General features: G+C 73.6%; 14 protein-coding genes and 1 other RNA gene. 13 read left to right on the top strand and 2 right to left on the bottom strand.

Annotation, left to right across the window (positions count from 1 at the left end; genetic code table 11):
- The first annotated feature begins 42 nt into the window (after positions 1-42).
- The 3 genes from ACIO5E_RS31750 (at position 43) to ACIO5E_RS31740 (ending at position 3,786) form a co-directional block, all read left to right on the top strand.
- A complete protein-coding gene (locus ACIO5E_RS31750; protein WP_400674502.1) occupies positions 43-1,428 on the top strand; it encodes a cytochrome P450 in 1,386 nt (461 codons plus the stop codon).
- Between the two features lie 319 nt (positions 1,429-1,747).
- The gene (locus ACIO5E_RS31745; protein WP_400674565.1) at positions 1,748-2,881 is read left to right on the top strand and encodes a cytochrome P450; all 1,134 of its coding nucleotides are present in this window, start codon (positions 1,748-1,750) and stop codon (positions 2,879-2,881) included.
- Complete coding sequence (locus ACIO5E_RS31740) at positions 2,878-3,786, top strand: enoyl-CoA hydratase/isomerase family protein (RefSeq protein WP_400674500.1); 909 nt, start codon at positions 2,878-2,880, stop codon at positions 3,784-3,786. The genes ACIO5E_RS31745 and ACIO5E_RS31740 overlap by 4 nt, the downstream gene beginning before the upstream one ends.
- Positions 3,787-3,905: 119 nt before the next feature.
- Here ACIO5E_RS31740 and ACIO5E_RS31735 read toward each other — a convergent pair whose 3' ends face one another.
- Positions 3,906-6,821 (bottom strand): FtsK/SpoIIIE domain-containing protein, encoded by a 2,916-nt coding sequence (locus ACIO5E_RS31735; protein ID WP_400674498.1) that lies wholly within the window; start codon positions 6,819-6,821, stop codon positions 3,906-3,908.
- 320 nt (positions 6,822-7,141) lie between these two features.
- On the opposite strand from ACIO5E_RS31735, the gene ACIO5E_RS31730 reads away from it, so the two are divergent.
- From ACIO5E_RS31730 to prfB, 3 genes are all read left to right on the top strand, one after another.
- On the top strand, positions 7,142-9,019 hold the full coding sequence (locus ACIO5E_RS31730) for a serine/threonine-protein kinase (protein ID WP_400674496.1): 1,878 nt from the start codon (positions 7,142-7,144) through the stop codon (positions 9,017-9,019).
- A gap of 235 nt (positions 9,020-9,254) precedes the next feature.
- Positions 9,255-10,514 (top strand): serine/threonine-protein kinase, encoded by a 1,260-nt coding sequence (locus tag ACIO5E_RS31725; protein WP_400674494.1) that lies wholly within the window; start codon positions 9,255-9,257, stop codon positions 10,512-10,514.
- Positions 10,515-10,593: 79 nt separating this feature from the next.
- On the top strand, positions 10,594-11,706 hold the full coding sequence (gene prfB / locus ACIO5E_RS31720) for a peptide chain release factor 2 (protein WP_280680138.1): 1,113 nt from the start codon (positions 10,594-10,596) through the stop codon (positions 11,704-11,706).
- Positions 11,707-11,793: 87 nt separating this feature from the next.
- Here prfB and ACIO5E_RS31715 read toward each other — a convergent pair whose 3' ends face one another.
- Entirely contained in the window at positions 11,794-11,988 is a 195-nt protein-coding gene (locus tag ACIO5E_RS31715; protein WP_030059729.1) for a hypothetical protein, read from the bottom strand.
- A gap of 349 nt (positions 11,989-12,337) precedes the next feature.
- On the opposite strand from ACIO5E_RS31715, the gene ftsE reads away from it, so the two are divergent.
- The 7 genes from ftsE to ACIO5E_RS31680 all read left to right on the top strand — a co-directional run bounded on the left by ftsE (position 12,338) and on the right by ACIO5E_RS31680 (position 20,562).
- Positions 12,338-13,027 (top strand): cell division ATP-binding protein FtsE, encoded by a 690-nt coding sequence (gene ftsE, locus ACIO5E_RS31710; RefSeq protein ID WP_063349173.1) that lies wholly within the window; start codon positions 12,338-12,340, stop codon positions 13,025-13,027.
- A 77-nt stretch (positions 13,028-13,104) separates the two neighbouring features.
- The gene (gene ftsX / locus ACIO5E_RS31705; RefSeq protein WP_280680134.1) at positions 13,105-14,016 is read left to right on the top strand and encodes a permease-like cell division protein FtsX; all 912 of its coding nucleotides are present in this window, start codon (positions 13,105-13,107) and stop codon (positions 14,014-14,016) included.
- A 112-nt stretch (positions 14,017-14,128) separates the two neighbouring features.
- Complete coding sequence (locus ACIO5E_RS31700; RefSeq protein WP_400674489.1) at positions 14,129-15,274, top strand: S41 family peptidase; 1,146 nt, start codon at positions 14,129-14,131, stop codon at positions 15,272-15,274.
- Positions 15,275-15,317: 43 nt separating this feature from the next.
- A complete protein-coding gene (gene smpB, locus ACIO5E_RS31695; RefSeq protein WP_280680130.1) occupies positions 15,318-15,794 on the top strand; it encodes an SsrA-binding protein SmpB in 477 nt (158 codons plus the stop codon).
- 85 nt (positions 15,795-15,879) lie between these two features.
- Positions 15,880-16,261, top strand: a transfer-messenger RNA (tmRNA) gene (gene ssrA, locus ACIO5E_RS31690).
- Between the two features lie 201 nt (positions 16,262-16,462).
- Positions 16,463-18,766: a HelD family protein gene (locus ACIO5E_RS31685; RefSeq protein WP_400674486.1), complete on the top strand. Its 2,304-nt coding sequence runs from the start codon at positions 16,463-16,465 to the stop codon at positions 18,764-18,766.
- Between the two features lie 323 nt (positions 18,767-19,089).
- A complete protein-coding gene (locus tag ACIO5E_RS31680) occupies positions 19,090-20,562 on the top strand; it encodes an NAD-dependent malic enzyme (RefSeq protein WP_280680126.1) in 1,473 nt (490 codons plus the stop codon).
- Positions 20,563-20,678: the final 116 nt, after the last annotated feature.

Raw genomic sequence — 20,678 nt, 5'->3', positions numbered from 1 at the left:
CCGGGTCCGCACCCGCCCGGGGCCACCTCCAAGGAACGACCCATGGATTCTCCGCAGCGACCCGCCCCGCAGTCGGCTCCGCCGGGCTGCCCGATGCACGTCGGCGTGAGCACACCGCTCTACGGGGAGATGTTCTCGTCCGACCCCGGCGCGGTCTACGACAAGCTGCGCGCCAACGGTCCCGCCGCGCCGGTGGAGCTGGCCCCGGGCGTGGAGGCCACCCTGGTCACCTCGCACGAGGCCGCGCTGCGGGTGCTGCAGAACCCGGGGATGTTCGCCCGGGACTCGCGGCGCTGGGCGGCGCTGAACGAAGGGCGGGTGCCGTTGGACAGCCCCGTCCTGCCGATGATGTTCTACCGGCCCAACTGCCTCTTCACGGACGGCGCCGAGCACCTGCGGCTGCGCAAGGCCGTCACCGAGAGCCTGGAGCGGCTCAACGACAACCGGCTCAACCGGCACGTCGAGCGGATCGCCGGCTACCTGATCGACCAGTTCAGTCCGCTGGGCCGGGCCGACCTGCTCAACGACTACGCCAAGCTGCTGCCGCTGCTGCTGTTCAACCAGCTGTTCGGCTGCCCGGCCGACATCGGCGACCGGCTGACCCGCAGCATGTCCGCGCTCTTCGACGGCCTCGACGTGATCCAGGCCAACGAGGACCTGACGTCCTGCCTGATGGACCTGGTCGCGCTGAAGCGCCGTCAGCCGGGTGACGACATCACCTCGTGGCTCATCCAGCACCCGGCCGGTCTGAGGGACGAGGAGCTCAAGGACCAGCTGGTCATGCTGATGGGGGCCGGCGTCGAGCCCGAGCGCAACCTGATCGGCAACGCGCTGCTCCTGCTGCTGTCCGGCGAGGGCGGCTCCGGACTGCGCATCGAGGACGCCCTCGACGACGTGCTGTGGAACAACCCGCCGATCGCCAACTACGCGACGCACTACCCGATGCAGGACCTCGACGTGGGCGGGGTCCCGATGGACGCGGGTAGCCCGGTGGTGATCAGCTTCGCCGCCGCCAACAGCGACCCCGCGCTGACGGACGCCCGGCTGACCCTCAGCAAGGGAGCCCACCTGGCCTGGGGCGCCGGCCCGCACGCGTGCCCGGCCAAGTCCCCGGCCCAGCTGATCGCCCTGAGCGCGATCGAGTGCCTGCTCAACGCCCTCCCGGACGTCACGCTCGCGGTGCCCGCGGAGAGCGTGGAGTGGCGGCCGGGCCCGTTCCAGCGCGGCCTGGTCTCGCTGCCGGTGCGGTTCACCCCGGCGCCCGCCCGTACCACGGGGCCGGGCGTGCGGACGGACCCCGCACCGGGCGGGGCGCCGGGCGGCTCCGCGGCGGCGCAGGCGTACCCGCAGGTCACCGCCCCGGCGCCGGTCCGGGCCCCGCAGAAGAAGGGGTGGTGGAGCTCCTTCCTGGACGTCTTCCGGCTCTGAGACGTCCTGGGCTCCGAACCGACGCGCCGTCGGAATCCGCTCGACCACCACTGGGTGAACCGGGTGTGACGGCGGCGCGGCACGTGACGGGGGCAACACGGATCGACGCTTGAGCGCACTGTTACTGGGTAGATCGCCGCCGTACTGCCCGCCCGCGCGCAAGGAGCCCCGTGTGACCGCCATGTTGGAAGCCCGCCCTGCGGATCCGGAGCGTCCTGACGCAAGGGTCGACCGTCGTGCCGCCGTGCCGCTGCTGCGGAGGCTGCGGTCGGCCGAGGGGCTCGCCGACCCGAGCCCGGTCTACGACGAGCTGCGGGCGCTGGGCGATCTCGTCCCGGCGCCCTGGGGCGGCTACCTGGTCACCGGTTACGACGCGTGCGACCAGGTCCTGCGCGGCAGGACCTGGCTCGTCCCCGACTTCGCCTGGCAGGAGCGGCAGACCGGGACGGAGCGCTGGGAGGCCGTCGCCACCCAGGAGATGAGCCGGACCCTCTCCCGGCTCAACGCCCCCGAGCACACCCGGCAACGGCGCAGCCTCGGGAACCTCTTCGACCGGAACACCCTCCGGGACATGGCTCCGCAGATCGAGGCCGACGCCACCGAACTGCTCGACCGCCTGGCCGAGCGAATACGGGCGGACGGCGAGGCGGACTTCGCCGCCGTGGTCAGCGAGCAGCTGCCGATCGGAACCGTCGGGCGCTGGCTGGACATCGCGCCGGCGGACTACCCGCACATCCTGACGATGACCCACAACCAGGTGCACGCCCAGGAACTGCTGCCCACCAAGAGCCAGCTGGCGGTCTCCGAGCAGGCCACCATGGACCTGCGCGAGTACTTCACCCGCCTCGTCCGGGAGCGGCGCGACAAGGACGGCGACGACGTGATCGCCGGCTGGATCCGCACCTGGGACGAGCTGGAGGGCGACCGCGAGGCCACCGACCGGATGGTCTACCAGCTCACCATGTTCGTCACCATCGCCTCGCTGGAGACCACGGCGACGCTGCTCTCCTCGCTGGTGTGGCAGCTGCTGCGGTCGCCCGGGACGTGGGAGTGGCTGCGGGAGCGGCCGGAGCACATCGACGAGGCGATCGACGAGGCGCTGCGCTACGACCCGCCGATCCGCGTCAACAGCCGCGTCGCGGGCGAGGACACCGTGCTGGCCGGGGTGTTCCTCCCCAAGGACACCATGGTCCACGTGATGTACGGCGCGGCCAACCGCGATCCGCGCCGCAACCCGGACCCGCACGCCTTCGACGTGCTCCGCCGGGGCACCCACCTCACCTTCGGCGGCGGCGCCCACTACTGCCTCGGCGCGGGCCTGGCCCGGTTGGAGGCACGCGCCCTGCTCGGCCAGCTGCTGCGGCGCTTCCCGACCCTGCGGGCGGTGAGCCCGCCGGAGCACGCGTCCCGGATGGTCTTCCACCGGGTGACGTCCCTGAGAGTGTCCGCATGAACGTTTCCCCGCAGGCGCCCCAGTACCCGTCGCACGCGATGCAGCCCCCGTACGTCCCGTACCCCTCGGCGCCCACCGGCTGGTACCCGCAGCCCGGGTCCGTCCCCGAGCCCGCGCCGATCCCCGAGCCCGCGCCGACCCGTACGGTCCGTTCCGAGCTCCGGGGCGCGGTGCTCCACGTCGAGCTGGACAGCCCGGGGACCGGGAACGCCGTCACCGCGGCCATGCTGGACGAACTCCTCGCCGTCCTCGCCGTACCCGACCCGGCCGTGCGGGTGATCGTGCTGTCCGCGGCCGGCCGGGACTTCTGCCTCGGCGGCGACCGCGACGAACTCTTCGCGGGTCTGGACGAGGACCCGACCGGCGGCGGCATACGGAGCTACGGGGACAAGGCCCGCAGGGTCTGCGAAGCCCTCACCAACAGCTCCGCCGTGACCGTCGCACGGGTCCAGGGCCGGGCGACCGGCGCCGGCTTCGCCCTGGCGCTCGCCTGCGACCTGCGGGTCGGCGCCGACGACGCCGTCTTCCGGCTGCCCGAGCTGGCCCTGGGCCTGCCCGTCGCCTGGGGCGGTCTGCTGCCCCGCCTGATCCACGAGGTCGGCGCGGCCCGGGTCCGCGAGATCATCCTCACCGGTCGCCCGGTCGGCGCGGTGGAGGCGCGTGAGCTCGCCATCCTGCAGCGGGTCGTCCCCGAGGAGGACCTGGATGCGGCGGTGGCCGAGTGGACCAGGCCCGTCACACGCCGCCCCGAGGCCGCGCTGCGGGTCACCAAGACACTGCTCGCCGCCCACGCGTCGGCCACCCGGCTGGCGGACGCCTCCGTGCTCGACTCCGAGCTGATGGCTTCGGTCCTCGCCGCCGCCCACTACACCCGCGGCCTCGCCACCCGGCCCCCGGCGTTCTAGGCCGGACAGGCCCTAGCCGGCCGCTGCCGTCCGTCGCCTCCGGAAGGTGACGGACGGCGCGGTGGCGCCCCTTCCGTTTCGCGGTTCAGGGAAGGGGCGGGGCGGGTGCCGCGACCCGGTCAGCGGGCGGCGGCGCGCTGGAGCGCGCTGGCGAGGAGGGCGAGGTCGGTGGGGCCGTTGCCGAGTTCGCGGACCGGGCGGCGGGCGGGCGGGGCGCCGAGCTGGAGCGGGTCTATCGCGACGACGGTGGGGCGCAGGGTGGCGGTGCGCGGGATGCGGCCGCTGATCCGGGCGGTCTGGAAGGCGGTGACGCCGCCGTCCGGCAGGCGCAGGTAGCCGCGGCCGGGGGTGTCCTCGGGGAGGGCGGCCGCGTCGCCGAGGTGGATCAGCAGGTCGGAGTCGGCCGGGTCCTCGGTGCGCAGCGCGATCCGCAGCAGGGCGGCCTCGTCGACCTCGGTGCCGGCGCTCTCCTCCGGACGGCCGGTGGCGACCGCGAGGTGGACGCCGAGCGGGCCGCCGCGGCGGGCGACGGCGGCGAGCGCGCGGGCGAGCGGGCGGCCGGCCGGGGAGGTGGGGGCGAGCAGGGCGTCGTAGTCGTCGACCACGACGACCAGCCGGGCCGGAACGGGGGCGGCCGCCGGGCGGGGGGCGTCGCCGCTGCGGGGCTGGATGATCCTGGGGGAGGCGGCGGAGCCGGCCGCGCCGACGGTGGCGGGCACCGGCACCTGCGGGCGTTCCGCGTCCGCGGCGCCGTGCTGCCCGTCCAGGATCCGGGCGGCGTGCCAGGAGGCGAAGTCCAGGCCGTCGAACAGCCGCTCGCGCAGGGCGAGTTCGTCCTCCAGCGCCTCGGCCGCGAGCAGCGCGGCGCGCGGGTCGGCGGCGGCGTTCACCCGGCCGGTGACGTGCGGCAGTTCGGTGCAGCCGTCCAGGCCGTCCTCCGTCGCCCGGCCCTCGATGAGGGTGACGGCCAGCCGCTCGGGGCGCTCGGAGACGGCGAGCGAGGCGACCAGGGTGCGCAGCAGTTCGGTCTTGCCGGAGCCGCGGGCGCCGCCGATGAGCAGGTGCGGGCCGCCCGGGTCGGGGGAGGGGAGGGCGAGTTCGGGGTCGGCCAGGTCGAGCGTGCAGAGCTCGTCCCGGGTGGTGCCGAGCAGCGCGGTGGCGGCGCCGATGCCGCCGGCGTGGGCGTCCCAGCGGGCGGACAGCTTGGCGGGGGTGACGGTGTCGAGCTGGAGCAGGTCGAGCAGCCGCAGGGCGTCGGGCAGCGGGCCGCGGGCGGCCGGGACGGCCTCGCGCAGCGGGGCGAGGACGCGGGCGAGCCGTTCGGCCCAGACGTCGGAGACGGCGTCCAGCGAGACCTCGTGCAGGGTCTCCCGGCCGCGGGCGACCGGGCGGTCGAGCGAGAGCTGGGTGCCGACCTCGCCGGTGATCAGGGCGGTGGCGCCGAGGCCGCGGGGGAGCAGTTCGGGCTGCTCGGCGAGGCAGATCGGGAAGATGCCGACGGCCGGGCCCTGGCGCAGCAGCAGGTCGAGCGCCTGCCGGGCGGTCTCGGTGGCCGGGCGGCCGTCCACCACGACCACGGTGGCGGGGTGGCCGCCGAGGCCGGTCGGGGCACTGAGCCGGGCGGTGAGTTCGGTCAGCCGGGCGGTGGCCTGGTCGTCGTCGAGGCCGAGCAGCAGGCGGCAGTCCTGGCCTTCGGCGGGGCGCAGGTGGGGCAGCCACAGGGCCCAGGCCCAGGTGTCGGTGCGTTCCTCGGGGGCGCGGCCCGGGTCGGCGTCGACGACGACGAGGCTCAGGCCGGTCGGCGGGTGCAGGGCCGCGAGTTGGGCGACGACGGCGCGGGTGAGCGAGTCCAGGCGTTCCCGGGGTCCGCTGAGGCCGAGGCTGCCGGCGGTCTGCAGGTCGAGGGTGACGGGGACGGCGGGCAGCGTGGTGCCGGGTGCGGTGCCGGGGCCGCCGGGGCGGTCGGCGGTGCCCAGGCGCAGGGTGAGCGCGTCGGGATGGCCGGGGCCGCGCTCCCAGAGCCGGGGGCCGGGGCCGACGGCGTTGAGCAGCAGGGTGGCGAGATCCGGCCACCGTTCGCGCTGGGCGGCGGCCTGGCGGAGCCGGACGGCGGTGTGGTGGCGCTCGGCGCTCTCCTGGCCGGGCGGTTCGGCGGTGCGGCCGAGCCGTAGCGAGAGCAGGCCGCGGCCGCGGCCGGGGGCGGGTTCGGGGGCGGCGGGCGGTTCCGCCACCGGCGGGGCGGGGCGGACCGGGCCGGGGGCGGCGAGCTGGAGGTGGCCGTGGCCGTCGGGCAGGGCGGCGCGGCCGGTGCCGGGGCCGTCGGCCGGGTCGGGGACGGCCACCTGCAGGGTGGATTCGCCGATCCGCAGCAGGGCGCCGGCGTCCAGCGGGACGGCCTCCTCGGGTGCGCCGGGCGGGACGAGCCGGCCGTCCAGGGTGGTGCCGTTGGTGGAGCCGAGGTCGCGGACGGTGACCTTGCCGTCGTCGGCGAGGTGCAGGGCCAGGTGCAGCCGGGAGACGTCGGGGTCGTCGAGCGGGACGTCGGCCTCGCCGGAGCGGCCGATCCGGATCTCCCGGCCGTGCAGCCGGTGCACCCCGCCGGCGTCCGGGCCGCCGACCACGCGCAGTTCGGCGGCGGCGGGGGTGTCGTCGGGGTCGTCGGCGGTCGGGTCGGGCTCGTTGAGGCTGAGGACGGCGCCGTCGAGGAGCGGGGGGTGGCCGAGCAGGGTGTGCTCGTCCACCCGGTGCGCCCCGGCGTACAGGTGCACATGGGTGGCGGCCCGGGGCCCGCGCACGCCGACGGCGCCCGCGAGGGCGCCCGCGAGGGAGCCGAGCGCGGTGCCGACGGGCGCGGTGACCAGCACGTCCACGTAGGGGATGGCGGAGCCGGCGGCGGTCGGGCCGCTGCGCGGTCGGAGGACGGTCAGCCGGATCTGCATCTCGCCCGCGGGTCCCTTCTGCTGGTGTGAAGCCTGGTACCGCTGCCCGGTGTCCTCGCGGGCGCGCGGGGCGACCGCGGCGACCCTTTGGGCCACACGAGTGGCGAGTGTCCATCCTGCCATCCGTCACGGACAGTCCGCGCACCGTACCGGATTTGACGATCTTGCGATCATCGCCATGGTGGAGGCGACGGAGGGTCAGGTCAACCGGTGCCGCGAGGGCCCCGTCGGCGGGCCCGTCGAACGGGTCCGGGAAGTCCCCTAGGGGATGTCCCCCAACCCCTCCGGGATGGCCTGCCGGTCGCCTCAAAAACCTGAACGGACACCGTTAGAGTGGCCGCAGACACGGGCCCGGCAGGCTCACCGCACCGGCGGAGGAGCGCCCCGCGCGGGCGGCACGACGAGGAGTGCGACAGGTGCGGCCAGTCGGCAGCAAGTATCTGCTTGAGGAGACCCTCGGTCGGGGTGCCACCGGGACGGTCTGGCGCGGCCGGGTGCGCCCCGACGTCCAGGTGCCCGGCAGCGAGCCCGGGCAGCTGGTGGCGATCAAGGTGCTGCGCGAGGAACTGGCGGCCGACCCGGACGTCGTGATGCGCTTCCTGCGCGAGCGCTCGCTGCTGCTGCGGCTGACCCACCCCAACATCGTCCGGGTCCGCGACCTGGTGGTCGAGGGCGAGCTGCTGGCCCTGGTGATGGACCTGGTCGACGGCCCCGACCTGGCCCGCTACCTGCGCGCCAACGGCCCGTTCAGCCCGATCGCCGGCGCCCTGCTGATGGCCCAGGTCGCGGACGCGCTGGCGGCCAGCCACGAGGACGGGATCGTCCACCGCGACCTCAAGCCGGCCAACGTGCTGCTCGCCTCCGTGCTGGTGGACGGCACCGAGCAGATGCACCCGCTGCTGACGGACTTCGGCATCGCCCGCCTGGCCGACTCGCCGGGCATCACCCGCACCCACGAGTTCGTCGGCACCCCCGCCTACGTCGCCCCGGAGTCCGCCGAGGGCCGCCCGCAGACCTCCGCGGTGGACGTCTACGGCGCCGGGATCATGCTGTACGAGCTGGTCACCGGCCGCCAGCCGTTCCAGGGCGACGGCGCCCTCGCGGTCCTCCAGGCCCACCTGGCGCAGGAGCCGCAGCGGCCCAGCACCATGCCCGAGCCGCTCTGGACGGTGATCGAGCGCTGCCTGCGCAAGGACCCGGCGCAGCGGCCGGGCGCGACCTCGCTGGCCCGCGCGCTGCGGGTGGTGGCGGCCGGCGTCGGGGTGCACGCCTCCCCGGCGGCGGTGGACGAGGCGCTCGCGGTCGGCGCGCTGCTCCTGCCGGACCCGCGGCCGACCGCCGTCCCGAACGCCGCCGCGGCCGTCCCGGACCTGCCGCCGACCGCCCCGGGCATGCCGCCCGCGGGCCCCGGCGCCCCGCACTACGACCCGGCCGCGGCGACCCGGGTGATGAGCACCCAGCCGCCGCCCGCCCCGCCGTACGGCGCCCCGGACCGCACCCAGGTGATGCCGCCCACCGTCGTGCCGCCGCCCCCGCCGGGCGCACCGGGCGCGCCGAAGGAGGAGACGCCGCACCCGTGGCAGACGCAGCTGCGGGCGGCGCGGGACCGCAACCAGCAGACCCAGGTCGGCTACTTCGGGCCGGAGGACTTCGAGGACCCGCAGGTCGCCCCGCCGCCCTACCAGGCCGGGACGGGGGGCCAGGCGGGGCCGGGAGGCCGGCCGGGCCAGGGCGGCCGACCGGGCTACCAGCCGCAGCCGCCGGCCGGCTACCAGCCGGACCAGCGACGCCAGGGCCCGCCGCCGCCCGGGTACGCCCAGCGCCCGCAGGTCGCCCCGCCGCCGTACCAGGGCGGCCCGGGCGGCCAGCCCGGCCACGGCGGCCAGCCGCAGCCCGGCGGCCGTCCGCAGCCGCCCGGCGGCTACCGGCCGGCCCCGGCGGGGTACGGGCAGTCGCAGGGCGGCTACCCGCCGCCGCCCCCGCCCGCCCCGGTGCCGCGCCGGAGCGAGCCGCCGGCGCCGCAGCACCGCGAGCCCCCGCAGCACCGCGAGGAGCCGCGCGAGCAGGCCCGCCGCGAGCCCGCCCCGCCGCGCGAGCGGCGCCCGCGCAGCCGCAACCGGATGTACATCCCGGGGCTCGGCTGTCTCAAGGGCTGCCTGATGGTGCTGCTGGTCCTGGTCGTGGCCGGGGTGGCGCTGTGGAACTTCACGCCGCTGCCGCACTACTGGGACAACGTCCAGGGCTGGTTCAACACCGTGCGCGACTGGGCGAACGCGCTGTTCGGCAGCTCGTAGATCTGACGTCGGGTCGGGTCCGGCCGTACGGGCCCCGCTCACGCCCGACACCGCGCCCGGGCGGCAGGATTGACGATTTGTCGACAATTCCGGAGATTTCTCGCCCGAGACTGCCCGCCCGGGGCCGTCAGGCGGCCCGCGCGGGGGGTCGGGGCGCGTAGGTTGGTCGCTGTTGTCCCGCCCCACCGAGCGCACCGGACCCCCGGCGCGCTCCCGCGCCGCCCACGGAGCAGCATTGGCACGCAAGATCGGCAGCCGGTACACCGTCCACCAGGTGATCGGCCGGGGTTCGGCCGGGACGGTCTGGCTCGGTGAGGGGCCCGACGGCCCGGTGGCGGTCAAGCTGCTGCGCGAGGACCTGGCCGCCGACCAGGTGCTGGTCGGCCGCTTCGTCCAGGAACGCGCCGCGCTGACCAGCCTCGACCACCCCCGGGTGGTCGGCGTGCGCGACATGGTCGTGGACGGCAGCGACCTCGCCCTGGTGATGGAGCTGGTCCAGGGCACCGACCTGCGCTCCCGGCTGGAGCGGGACGGCGCACTCCCGCCGCAGACCGCCGCCTCGGTCATCGCGGACGTCGCCGACGGCCTGGCCGCCGCGCACGCGGCCGGCATCGTCCACCGCGACGTCAAGCCGGAGAACGTCCTGCTCGACCTCGCCGCCGCCCCCGGGCCCGGCGGCGCCCCGCGCGCCAAGCTCACCGACTTCGGCGTGGCCCGCCTGGTCGACGCCCCGCGCCGGACCCGGGCCACCAGGATCATCGGCACCCCCGACTACCTCGCCCCGGAGATCATCGAGGGCCTGGAGCCGCGCGCCGCCGTCGACATCTACGCCCTCGCCACCGTGCTGTACGAGCTGCTGGCCGGCTTCACCCCGTTCGGCGGCGGCCACACCGGCGCGGTGCTGCGCCGCCACGTCACCGAGCAGGTGCCGCCGATCCCCGGCCTGCCGGACGGGCTGTGGCGGATCATCTCCGAGTGCCTGGCCAAGGCCCCGGCCTCCCGGCTGCGGGCCGCCGAGCTGGCCGCCCGGCTGCGCGAGCAGCTGCCCTCGCTGGCCGGCCTGCCGGTGCTGGCCGTCCCCTCCCAGGGCCGCGCCCCGGCCGAGGAGGCGCTGACCCCCGGCGAGGCCGTGTACGCCGAGGTGGACGCCGGCCCGGGCGTCCACAAGCGCCGCCGCGGCCCGGCCGTCCCACTGGTGCCCGGCGTCGCCCCCGACTCCACCCGGGACACCCACACCAGCCTGCGCCGCCCCTCCGCGGACGAGCTGGCCGCGTACGCCGCGGAGTCCCGCGCCCAGCGCACCGCCCCGGGCGCCGGGCACCGCCGGGACCGGCAGGCACTGCTGCGCCGCCGCCGGCTGCTGGCCGTCCTGCTGGCCACCGTCCTGCTGCTGGCGGGCGCCGCCGCGGCCTGGACGGCCTTCGCGGCCACCGCGCCGGACGCCGGCCATCCGGCCCGTCCGGCGGTGTCCGGCACGGCCCCGCGGGCGCCGTAGCGGGCCGTCGGGCCGCTCCCGGAGGGTCGGTGGACCCCGGTGTCGCCATGACCACCCCCGGAACCATTACCCTGGGGGCGTGGCAGCCGTCGATCCTTCCGAAGAGCTCAAGAACCTCGAAACGACCATGGGGTCGATCGAGGCCGTCCTCGACCTGGACAAGATCCGGGCCGACATCGCGGTCCTGGAGGAGGATGCAGCCGCCCCCAACCTGTGGGACGACGTCGCGAACGCGCAGAAGGTGACCAGCCGGCTCTCCTTCCTCCAGGGTGAACTGCGCAAGGTCGAGGGCCTGCGCAGCCGCATCGACGACCTGGGCGTGCTGTTCGAGCTGGCCGAGGCCGAGGACGACGCGGACACCCGCGTCGAGGCCGAGGCCGAACTCGTCTCCGTCCAGAAGGCGGTCGAGGAGCTGGAGGTCCGCACCCTCCTGTCCGGCGAGTACGACGCCCGCGAGGCGCTCATCAACATCCGGGCCGAGGCCGGTGGCGTCGACGCCGCCGACTTCGCCGAGCAGCTGATGCGCATGTACCTGCGCTGGGCCGAGCGGCACGGGTACGCCACCGAGGTGTACGACACCTCGTACGCCGAAGAGGCCGGCATCAAGTCCGCGACCTTCACCGTCAAGGCGCCGTACGCCTACGGCACGCTCTCGGTCGAGCAGGGCACCCACCGTCTGGTGCGCATCTCGCCGTTCGACAACCAGGGCCGCCGGCAGACCTCCTTCGCCGGTGTCGAGGTGCTCCCGGTCGTCGAGCAGTCCGACCACGTCGACATCGACGAGGGCGACCTGCGCATCGACGTGTACCGTGCCTCCGGCCCCGGCGGCCAGGGCGTCAACACCACCGACTCGGCGGTGCGCATCACGCACATCCCGACCGGCGTGGTCGTCTCCTGCCAGAACGAGCGCTCGCAGATCCAGAACAAGGCGTCCGCGATGAACGTCCTCCAGGCCAAGCTGCTGGAGCGGCGCCGCCAGGAGGAGCGCGCGGCGATGGACGCGCTCAAGGACAGCGGCAGCTCCTGGGGCAACCAGATGCGCTCCTACGTGCTGCACCCGTACCAGATGGTCAAGGACGTCCGCACCGAGTACGAGGTCGGCAACCCGCAGGGCGTGCTGGACGGCGACATCGACGGCTTCATCGAGGCCGGCATCCGGTGGCGCAAGCAGCGGGAGACCGCCGCGCAGTAGGCGCAGGCCAGGCTCAGACAGCGAAGAGGGCCCCCGACCGGATCGGTCGGGGGCCCTTCCGGTAGGTCTCGGACGGGGTGAGCGGACTCAGGCCAGTGCCTGCCGGGCGATCAGCGCCACCGCGAGCAGACCGGCCAGCAGGGCCAGCAGCATCGCGGGGGAGAGCGCCGCGAACGGCCCCTGCTGCTCCTGCAGCCGGGCCCGGTTGGCGCGGCAGACCGGGCAACGCCCGTCACTCACGCGGCCGTTGCAGTTGGCGCACACCAGATGGTCGCAGGTCATGCGATCTCCTCCTCGCTGCTACAGCCAACGCACCGGACGGGGCTTTGGTTCCTCTTCTTGCCCTGTGCGGGGGAGCGCCCGAACGCGGACGCCACCTCCACTCTGCCAGGTTCTGACCGTTCCGGCTCCCGGGCTGTGAGATGCCTCGCAATTTTCGGGGCATAACCGGACATTGTCCCCCAGATTTCGACGTCCGTCCCGGGCCGACCCTGCGCGCCGACCGTCGATTCGCGTATGGTCCCAGACCGGGAGCGGCCCTTTCCGCTCCCATCGCCCGCCCCAGGGCCGGGCGCCCGGGGTGGATGGACCGAGGACTGGCGCCGCCTAGGATGGCCTCCGTGATGCAGCCGTGATCAGATTCGACAACGTCTCCAAGACCTATCCCAAGCAGAACCGTCCCGCCCTGGACAACGTCTCGCTGGAGATCGAGAAGGGCGAGTTCGTCTTCCTGGTCGGCTCGTCCGGCTCGGGCAAGTCCACCTTCCTGCGCCTGTGCCTGCGCGAGGAGCGCCCCAGTACGGGTGAGGTGCACGTGCTGGGCAAGGACCTCGGCAAGCTGTCCAACTGGAAGGTGCCGCACATGCGCCGCCAGCTGGGCACCGTCTTCCAGGACTTCCGCCTGCTGCCGAACAAGACGGTCGCGCAGAACGTCGCCTTCGCGCTTGAGGTGATCGGCAAGCCCAAGAGCGCCATCAACAAGGTGGTGCCCGAGGTGCTGGAGCTGGTCGGCCTCGGCGGCAAGGAGGACCGCATGCCGGGCGAGCTCTCCGGTGGTGAGCAGCAGCGCGTGGCGATCGCCCGCGCGTTCGTGAACCGCCCGATGCTGCTGATCGCGGACGAGCCCACCGGCAACCTCGACCCGCAGAACTCCGTCGGCATCATGAAGCTGCTCGACCGCATCAACCGCACCGGCACCACGGTGCTGATGGCCACCCACGACCAGGCCATCGTCGACCAGATGCGCAAGCGCGTCATCGAGCTCGACAAGGGGCTGCTCGTCCGCGACCAGGCCCGCGGCGTCTACGGATACCAGCACTGACCGACCGGCGCTGAACCTGTAGGGCCGTCCGCCCGCGTCGCCAGACCAGCAGTACCGACCCTGGAGTTGTTACCCGCATGCGTGCCCAGTTCGTCCTGTCGGAGATCGGTGTGGGTCTCCGCCGCAACCTGACGATGACCATCGCGGTCGTGGTCAGTGTCGCGCTCTCCCTCGCCCTCGCCGGTTCCTCGCTCCTGGTCCGCGACCAGGTGAACTCCATGAAGGGGTACTGGTACGACAAGGTCGAGGTGAGCATCTACTTCTGCACCAAGTCGGACGCCCGCAACTCGCCGCAGTGCGACAAGGGCGCGGCCACCGACCAGCAGGTGCAGGACATCAAGGCCCAGCTGGACAAGATGGACTCGGTGGTCCAGTCGTCGACCTTCGAGAGCTCCGCCGAGGCGTACAAGCACTGGAAGGAGATGAACCCGGACAACCCGCTCATCTCCGTCCTGGGCCCGGACGCCATGCCGCAGTCCTGGCGGGTCAAGCTCAACGACCCGACCAAGTACGACGTCATCCAGAGCGCCTTCGCCGGAAAACCGGGCGTCAAGTCGGTCGAGGACCAGCGGAAGATCCTGGAGAACCTGTTCGGGCTGCTCAACGGCCTCCAGACGGCGGCCTTCGTGATCATGGTGCTGATGCTGTTCGTCGCCCTGCTGCTGATCGTCAACACCGTCCGGGTGTCGGCGTACAGCAGGCGGCGCGAGACCGGCATCATGCGCCTGGTCGGCGCCTCGAACTTCTACGTCCAGATGCCGTTCATCGCCGAGGCCGCGTTCTCCGCGCTGCTCGGCGCGATCATGGCCTCCGGGCTGCTGGTCGGCGGGCACTTCTTCGTCCAGAACTGGCTGGCCGACCGGGTGCAGTTCATCCACTTCATCGGCCTCGGCTCGGTGCTCGCGGTGATACCGCTGCTGATCGTGGTCGGTATGGGCATGGCCGGTGTGGCGGCGTTCTTCACCCTGCGCAAGTACCTCAAGGTCTGACCCCGACGGGCCCGGCGGCCCCGGACGGCACTGCGCCGTCCGGGGCCGCCGCCGTTCTCCGCTCCACCGTTCCGGCCTGTCGTGCCCGACGCGGTGTCTACACTCCGATGCCATGCTGCAAACTCCGCGCAGGGCACGTCAGGTGGCCACCCTCAGCCTGGTGTTCGGCGCCGTGCTGATGGCCGGGGCCGCCACCGGCGCCTGGGGCGACCCGAGCGGTCCGCCGCGGCGCCCGTCCGCCGACGCCGGCCCGGCCGCCGGGTCCGCCGTGGGCCTCCCGGCGGACCCGGCCGGCACCGCGCTGTCCGAGCAGCAGGCCGAGCACCTGCTGGGAGCCAACGGCGACCGCTGGGGCGCGTACTACAGCGCCCAGGAGTACGCCGAGTTCAGCCAGGGCCTGGACGGCCGCTACCTGGGCGTCGGCCTCTCGGTCGGCCGCGGTGAGGACGGCGTCACCACGGTCTCCCAGGTCGCGCCCGCCGGGCCCGCCGCCGCGGCCGGGATCGCGGCCGGCGACCGGCTGCTGCGGATCGACGAGGACCCGGCCGACCGCCTGCCGGTCACCGAGGTGGTGGCCCGGCTGCGCGGGCGGGACGGCGAGCGCACGGCGGGCTCCGAGGTCACCCTCGCCGTGCGGCGCGGCGACGGCGAGGCCCGCGAACTGCGGCTGCGGCGCGTCCTGCTGGACAGCCAGCAGGTCACCGCCGTGCACCTGGAGAAGGGCGCGCTGCGGATCACCGTGCGGGCCTTCACCAGCGGCGTGACCGACCAGGTGCGCGCCGCGCTGCGCGCCCCGCACACCGGCGTGGTGCTCGATCTGCGCGGCAACTCGGGCGGGCTGGTCGAGGAGGCCGCCGGCACCGCCGGGATCTTCCTGGACGGCGGCCCGGTCGGCTCCTACCAGGAGCGCGGCGAGACCCGGGAATTGACCGCACCGCCCGGAGGCGACCAGCGCACCCCGCTGGTGGTGCTGGTCGACGGCGGCACGATGAGCGCCGCCGAACTGCTCACCGGCGCGCTCCAGGACCGCAGCCGCGCCGTGGTGGTGGGCTCGCGGACCTTCGGCAAGGGCACCGTCCAGCAGCCCAGCCGGCTCGCCGACGGCGCCGTGCTGGAGCTGACCGTCGGCCGCTACTACACCCCGGCCGGCCGCTCCCCGGAAGGCGCCGGCCTGGCCCCGGACGTCCCGGCGACCGGCGGCGAGGACGCCGACGCGCTCGCCCTGCGGGTGCTGGCCGGGCTCGGCACCCGGGCCTAAAGGGGCTGCCCCGCGCGGGCCGAAGTGCGAGAATGGCCGCGCTATGGCAAAGGAAACCGGACAGAAGCTGATCGCGCAGAACAAGAAGGCGCGACACGAGTACATGATCCTCGACACCTACGAGTGCGGCCTGGTGCTCACCGGCACGGAGGTGAAGTCGCTGCGCGAGGGGCGGGCCAACCTGGTCGACGGCTACGCCTACATCCAGGGCCACGAGGCCTGGATCGACAACGTGTTCATCCCCGAGTACACCCAGGGGACGTGGACCAACCACGCGGCCCGGCGCAAGCGCAAGCTGCTGCTGCACAAGATGGAGATCCGCAAGATCGAGACCAAGGTCCGCGACGCGGGCCACACGCTCATCCCGCTCTCGCTGTACTTCAAGGACGGCCGGGTGAAGCTCGAACTCGCGCTCGCCGTCGGCAAGAAGCTGTACGACAAGCGGCAGACGCTGCGCGAGAAGCAGGACACCCGCGAGACGGCCCGCGCGGTGGCGGCCGCCCGACGGCGCCAGCGTTAATCCGCTGGACCCTCACCCGTCGCCTCGCGTACTATGGCGCCAGCAACACGGACGGTCACCGTCCGGCTGTTTCTCAACAAAACATGGGGATGATCGGTTTCGACAGGGGATGTTGAAACAGGGGAAGCGAGCCGAGGAACGCGGCAATGATCTCGTTAACCACGTGTCGCAAAAAAATAATCGCCAACTCTAAGCGCGATTCCCAGCAGTTCGCTCTCGCTGCCTAATAAGCACCGATAGCGCTTGGGTGTCAGACCGGGGAGTTCCCGACCCGGACCCTGGCATAATCTAGGGAACTCAACCGTCCGCCCGGGCTGCGAGGGTGGATGGGAAATCAAACAGCAGCTGGGCCTGTTGGCGGCTTGTCCGTGTGACCGCCAGGGCCGAGAAAAGCACAGCGGACTGCGCTCGGAGAAGCCCTGAATTAACTCCACTGGACCCGGGTTCGATTCCCGGCATCTCCACCACCCCATGTTCACAGTGAAGGCCGTCCACCGCTCAGCGGAGGGCGGCCTTCGTGCTGCCGCCGTACCGGGGCCGTGTCCGTTTCGATGCGGCTCCGATGCGTCTCCGACGCCGTCCCGATGCGGCGCGCGGCACCGGCCGGGGCGTAGGATCATCCGTCCGCTCGTTTTCCGGAGCCGGATTCCGTCGCTACCACCGAGGCCATGCAGAGCAACACGGACACCACCGCCGCCACCGACCACGAGACCGTACGCGAACGCGAGATCGCCGGTGAGCAGCAGCACCTCGACACCGTCTACCACCGGCTGGAGGAGAAGCTCGCCGAGGCCGAGTACATCCTGGAGGACGCCGCCAAGCGGGTTCACGTCGGCACCCCCGGCGCACTCGCCGAGCGGGACGCCCAGGTCTACCGGGCCGGTGCGCACCTCCAGCGCCTGAACAACGAGTTCGAGGACTTCCTGTTCGGCCGGATCGACCTCCAGCGGGCGGACGCCCCGGAGGAGCACGGCATTCCCTCCGACACCCCGCTCGACCCGGCCGACCCGGCCGTCGCCGAGACCCTGCACATCGGTCGCCTCGGTGTGCTGGACGCCGAGTACGGCCCGCTGGTGATCGACTGGCGGGCGCCCGCCGCCGCGCCGTTCTACCGCGCCACCCCGGTCGAGCCGGGCCGGGTGATCCGCCGCCGGGTGATCCGCTCCAAGGGGCGCCGGGTGGTCGGCGTCGAGGACGACCTGCTGCGCCCCGACCTGACCCCGACCCTGAACGGCCGGGAGCTGGCCGTGGTCGGCGACGGTGCGCTGATGGCCTCGCTCGGCCGCGCCCGCAGCCACTCGATGCGCGACATCGTCTCCTCCATCCAGAAGGAGCAGGACGAGGTGATCCGCGCGGCCGCCGCCGGCGCCACGCTCGTCACCGGCGGCCCGGGCACCGGCAAGACCGCCGTGGCCCTGCACCGCGCCGCGTACCTGCTGTACCAGGACCGCCGCCGCTACGCCGGGGGCATCCTGGTGGTCTCGCCGACCCCGCTGCTGGTCTCCTACACCGAGGGCGTGCTGCCCTCGCTCGGCGAGGAGGGCCAGGTCGCCATCCGCGCGGTCGGCTCGCTGGTGGACGGCATCGAGGCGGGCACCTACGACAGCCCGGAGGCGTCGCGGGTCAAGGGCTCGGCCCGGATGGTGCAGCTGCTGCGCCGGGCCGCCCGGGCCGCGCTGGAGCTGGGCGCGCCGCAGGAGCTGAAGGTGGTCGCCCGCGGCGAGGTGCTCAAGCTGGACGCGGCCCGCCTCAAGGCCGTCCGCGGCAACGTGATCGGCTCCGGCGGCACCCCGCTGAACCTGCTGCGCCCGCGGGCCCGCAGGCTGCTGCTGGACGCCCTGTGGCAGGAGGCCACCCGGCACCTGCCGAAGCCCGCCGACCACTACGCCCGCGAGCAGCGCCAGGAGGAGAAGGAGTCCTTCGACGAGTACGTCTCGGACGAGGCGCCGTTCCTGGACTTCCTGGACGCCTGGTGGCCCGCGCTCACCCCGCGCCGGGTGCTCGCCACGCTCAAGCAGCACCGGCACACCAACCGGATCGCCCGCCGCGCCGTCGCCCCGGACGAGGCGAGGCTGCTGGCCGCCTCCTGGCGCCACCTGTCCCACCGGGGCGAGGGCGCGCTGTCCGCGCACGACGTCGCGCTGGTGGACGAGCTCCAGGTGCTGCTCGGCGAGGCGGCCCGGCCGAAGGTGCGCGAGGTGGACGCGGTGGACCTGCTGAGCGGGCTGGAGGAGGTCACCACCTTCGCCGACCGCAGCTCCCGCCAGCGCGAGCGGGTGCCGGTGGAGCGCACCGAGTACGCGCACGTGATCGTGGATGAGGCGCAGGACCTCACCCCGATGCAGTGGCGGATGATCGGCCGCCGGGCCCGGATGGCGACCTGGACGATCGTCGGCGACCCGGCGCAGTCCTCCTGGCCGTTCCCGCAGGAGGCCCAGGCCGCGCTGGACGAGGTGCTGTCGGGCAAGCCGCGCCGCCGCTTCACGCTGACCGTCAACTACCGCAACCCGGCCGAGATCGCCGAGGTCGCGGCCAAGGTGCTGGCGCTGGCCGCGCCGGGCACCCCGTCGCCGAGCGCGGTGCGCCGGGTCGGCGTCGAGCCGCGCTTCGCGGCCGTCACCGATCCCGCGCCGGAGGCCTTCGGCGCGGCGGCCCGGACCGAGCTGGAGCGGCTGCTGACCGAGGTGGACGGCACGGTGGCGATCGTGGTGCCGATGGACCGCCGGGCCGAGGCGGCCGGCTGGACCGAGGGCCTGGGCGAGCGGGTGGTGGCGCTGGGCAGCCTGGAGGCCAAGGGCCTGGAGTACGACGCGACCGTGGTGGCCGATCCGACCGGCATCGCCGGCGAGTCGGAGGCCGGCCTGCGGGTGCTGTACGTGGCGCTGACCCGGGCGACCCAGCGGCTGACCGTGCTGTCCGGCCCGGACGACCTGCCGGACGCGGCGGGCGTGCCCGCGCTGCTGCACGGCTGACGGCCGGTCCGCGACACGAAGAAGGCCCCCCACCGCTTGGTGAGGGGCCTTCAGACGTTAGTGACACCGACCCGCCATGCTCGCCTCGCGGCAAGTGGTCCCTCGAAGGGACGAAGGTTGGGCCCGGGGGCTTGGATCGAGCCGGTGTCCCGTCCAATGTAACGCATCGGCCCGGAGAGGCAAGAAGTTGTCGGATCCGCACACTCAATGAACGTTATTTCTGGCTACCCCTTGGAAGGTGCGACGATCGAGGTCTAGCATGCGCAGGCGATGCCTTCAACAAAACGTTGAACCTGCCGCACGGACGGAAGAAGGAAGCGTCGATGGCGACGGTGCCCAGTGTCTCCAACTCGATCACGGTGCGGCTGGAGGTCCCGGCCCGGGGCAACGCCGTCAGTGCGATCACCACGGCCGTGGAGTCCTCCGGCGGTTCGGTGACCGGTCTCGACGTCACCGCCTCCGGCCTGGAGGCGCTGCGGATCGACGTCACGGTCGCGGCCTCCTCGGTCGCGCACGGTGAGGAGATCGTCGAGAAGCTGCGGGCGATCGACGGCGTGTCGATCGGCAAGGTCTCGGACCGCACCTTCCTGATGCACCTCGGCGGCAAGATCGAGATGTCGTCCAAGCTGCCGATCCGCAACCGTGACGACCTCAGCATGATCTACACCCCGGGCGTCGCCCGGGTCTGCATGGCGATCGCCGAGAACCCCGAGGACGCCCGCCGCCTCACGATCAAGCGCAACAGCGTCGCCGTGGTCACCGACGGCTCGGCGGTGCTGGGCCTGGGCAACATCGGCCCGGCCGCCGCGCTGCCGGTCATGGAGGGCAAGGCGGCCCTGTTCAAGCGCTTCGCCGGGATCGACGCCTGGCCGATCTGCCTGGACACCCAGGACAGCGACGAGATCGTGGCCATCGTCAAGGCGATCGCCCCCGGCTTCGCGGGCATCAACCTGGAGGACATCTCCGCGCCGCGCTGCTTCGAGATCGAGGCCCGGCTGCGCGAGGCCCTGGACATCCCGGTCTTCCACGACGACCAGCACGGTACCGCGATCGTGGTGCTGGCCGCCCTCACCAACGCGCTCAAGGTGGTCGGCAAGGAGATCGGCGACATCCGGGTGGTGATGTCGGGTGCCGGCGCCGCCGGTACCGCGATCCTCAAGCTGCTGCTGGCGGCCGGCGTCGAGCACGCCACCGTGGCGGACGTGCGCGGCGTGGTCCACCAGGGCCGGGAGGACCTCAACGAGAGCCTGCGCTGGATCGCCGAGCACACCAACCGCTCGGGCCGCACCGGCAGCCTCAAGGAGGCCGTGGCGGGCGCCGACGTCTTCATCGGCGTCTCGGCCCCGAACGTCCTGGACGGCGACGACCTGGCCACCATGGCCGAGGACTCGATCGTCTTCGCGCTGGCCAACCCGGACCCGGAGGTCGACCCGGCCATCGCCCGGCAGACCGCCGCCGTGGTCGCCACCGGCCGCAGCGACTTCCCCAACCAGATCAACAACGTGCTGGTCTTCCCGGGTGTCTTCCGCGGCCTGCTGGACGCCCAGAGCCGGACCGTCAACACCGAGATGATGATCGCCGCCGCCCGGGCGCTGGCCACCACCGTCGGCGACGACGAGCTGAACGCCAACTACATCATCCCGAGCGTCTTCCACAAGGACGTCGCCAAGACGGTGGCCTCGGCGGTGCGCGAGGCGGCGCTGGCCGGCGTCCAGGAGAACACGGAGCCGGCCCGTCCGACCCCGGGCATCGTCGGCACGCTCGACGCGTCCTCCTTCCCCACCGTCAAGCTCTGACCGGCCCGGTCGCCGGCGTGTCGCCGGTCGGTCAAATGTCCGAATAGCGGACATGCCCGCCCAAGTCCGCCCCGAACCCTTGCGACACAAGGGCGAGGGGCGTGTTTGGGCTTGTC

The sequence above is a fragment of the Kitasatospora sp. NPDC087314 genome (genome assembly GCF_044744365.1).
In the GTDB taxonomy this organism is placed as follows: Bacteria; Actinomycetota; Actinomycetes; order Streptomycetales; family Streptomycetaceae; genus Kitasatospora.
Note: the sequence above shows the minus strand (reverse complement) of the source record. Positions and strands in the feature narration are given on the sequence as shown.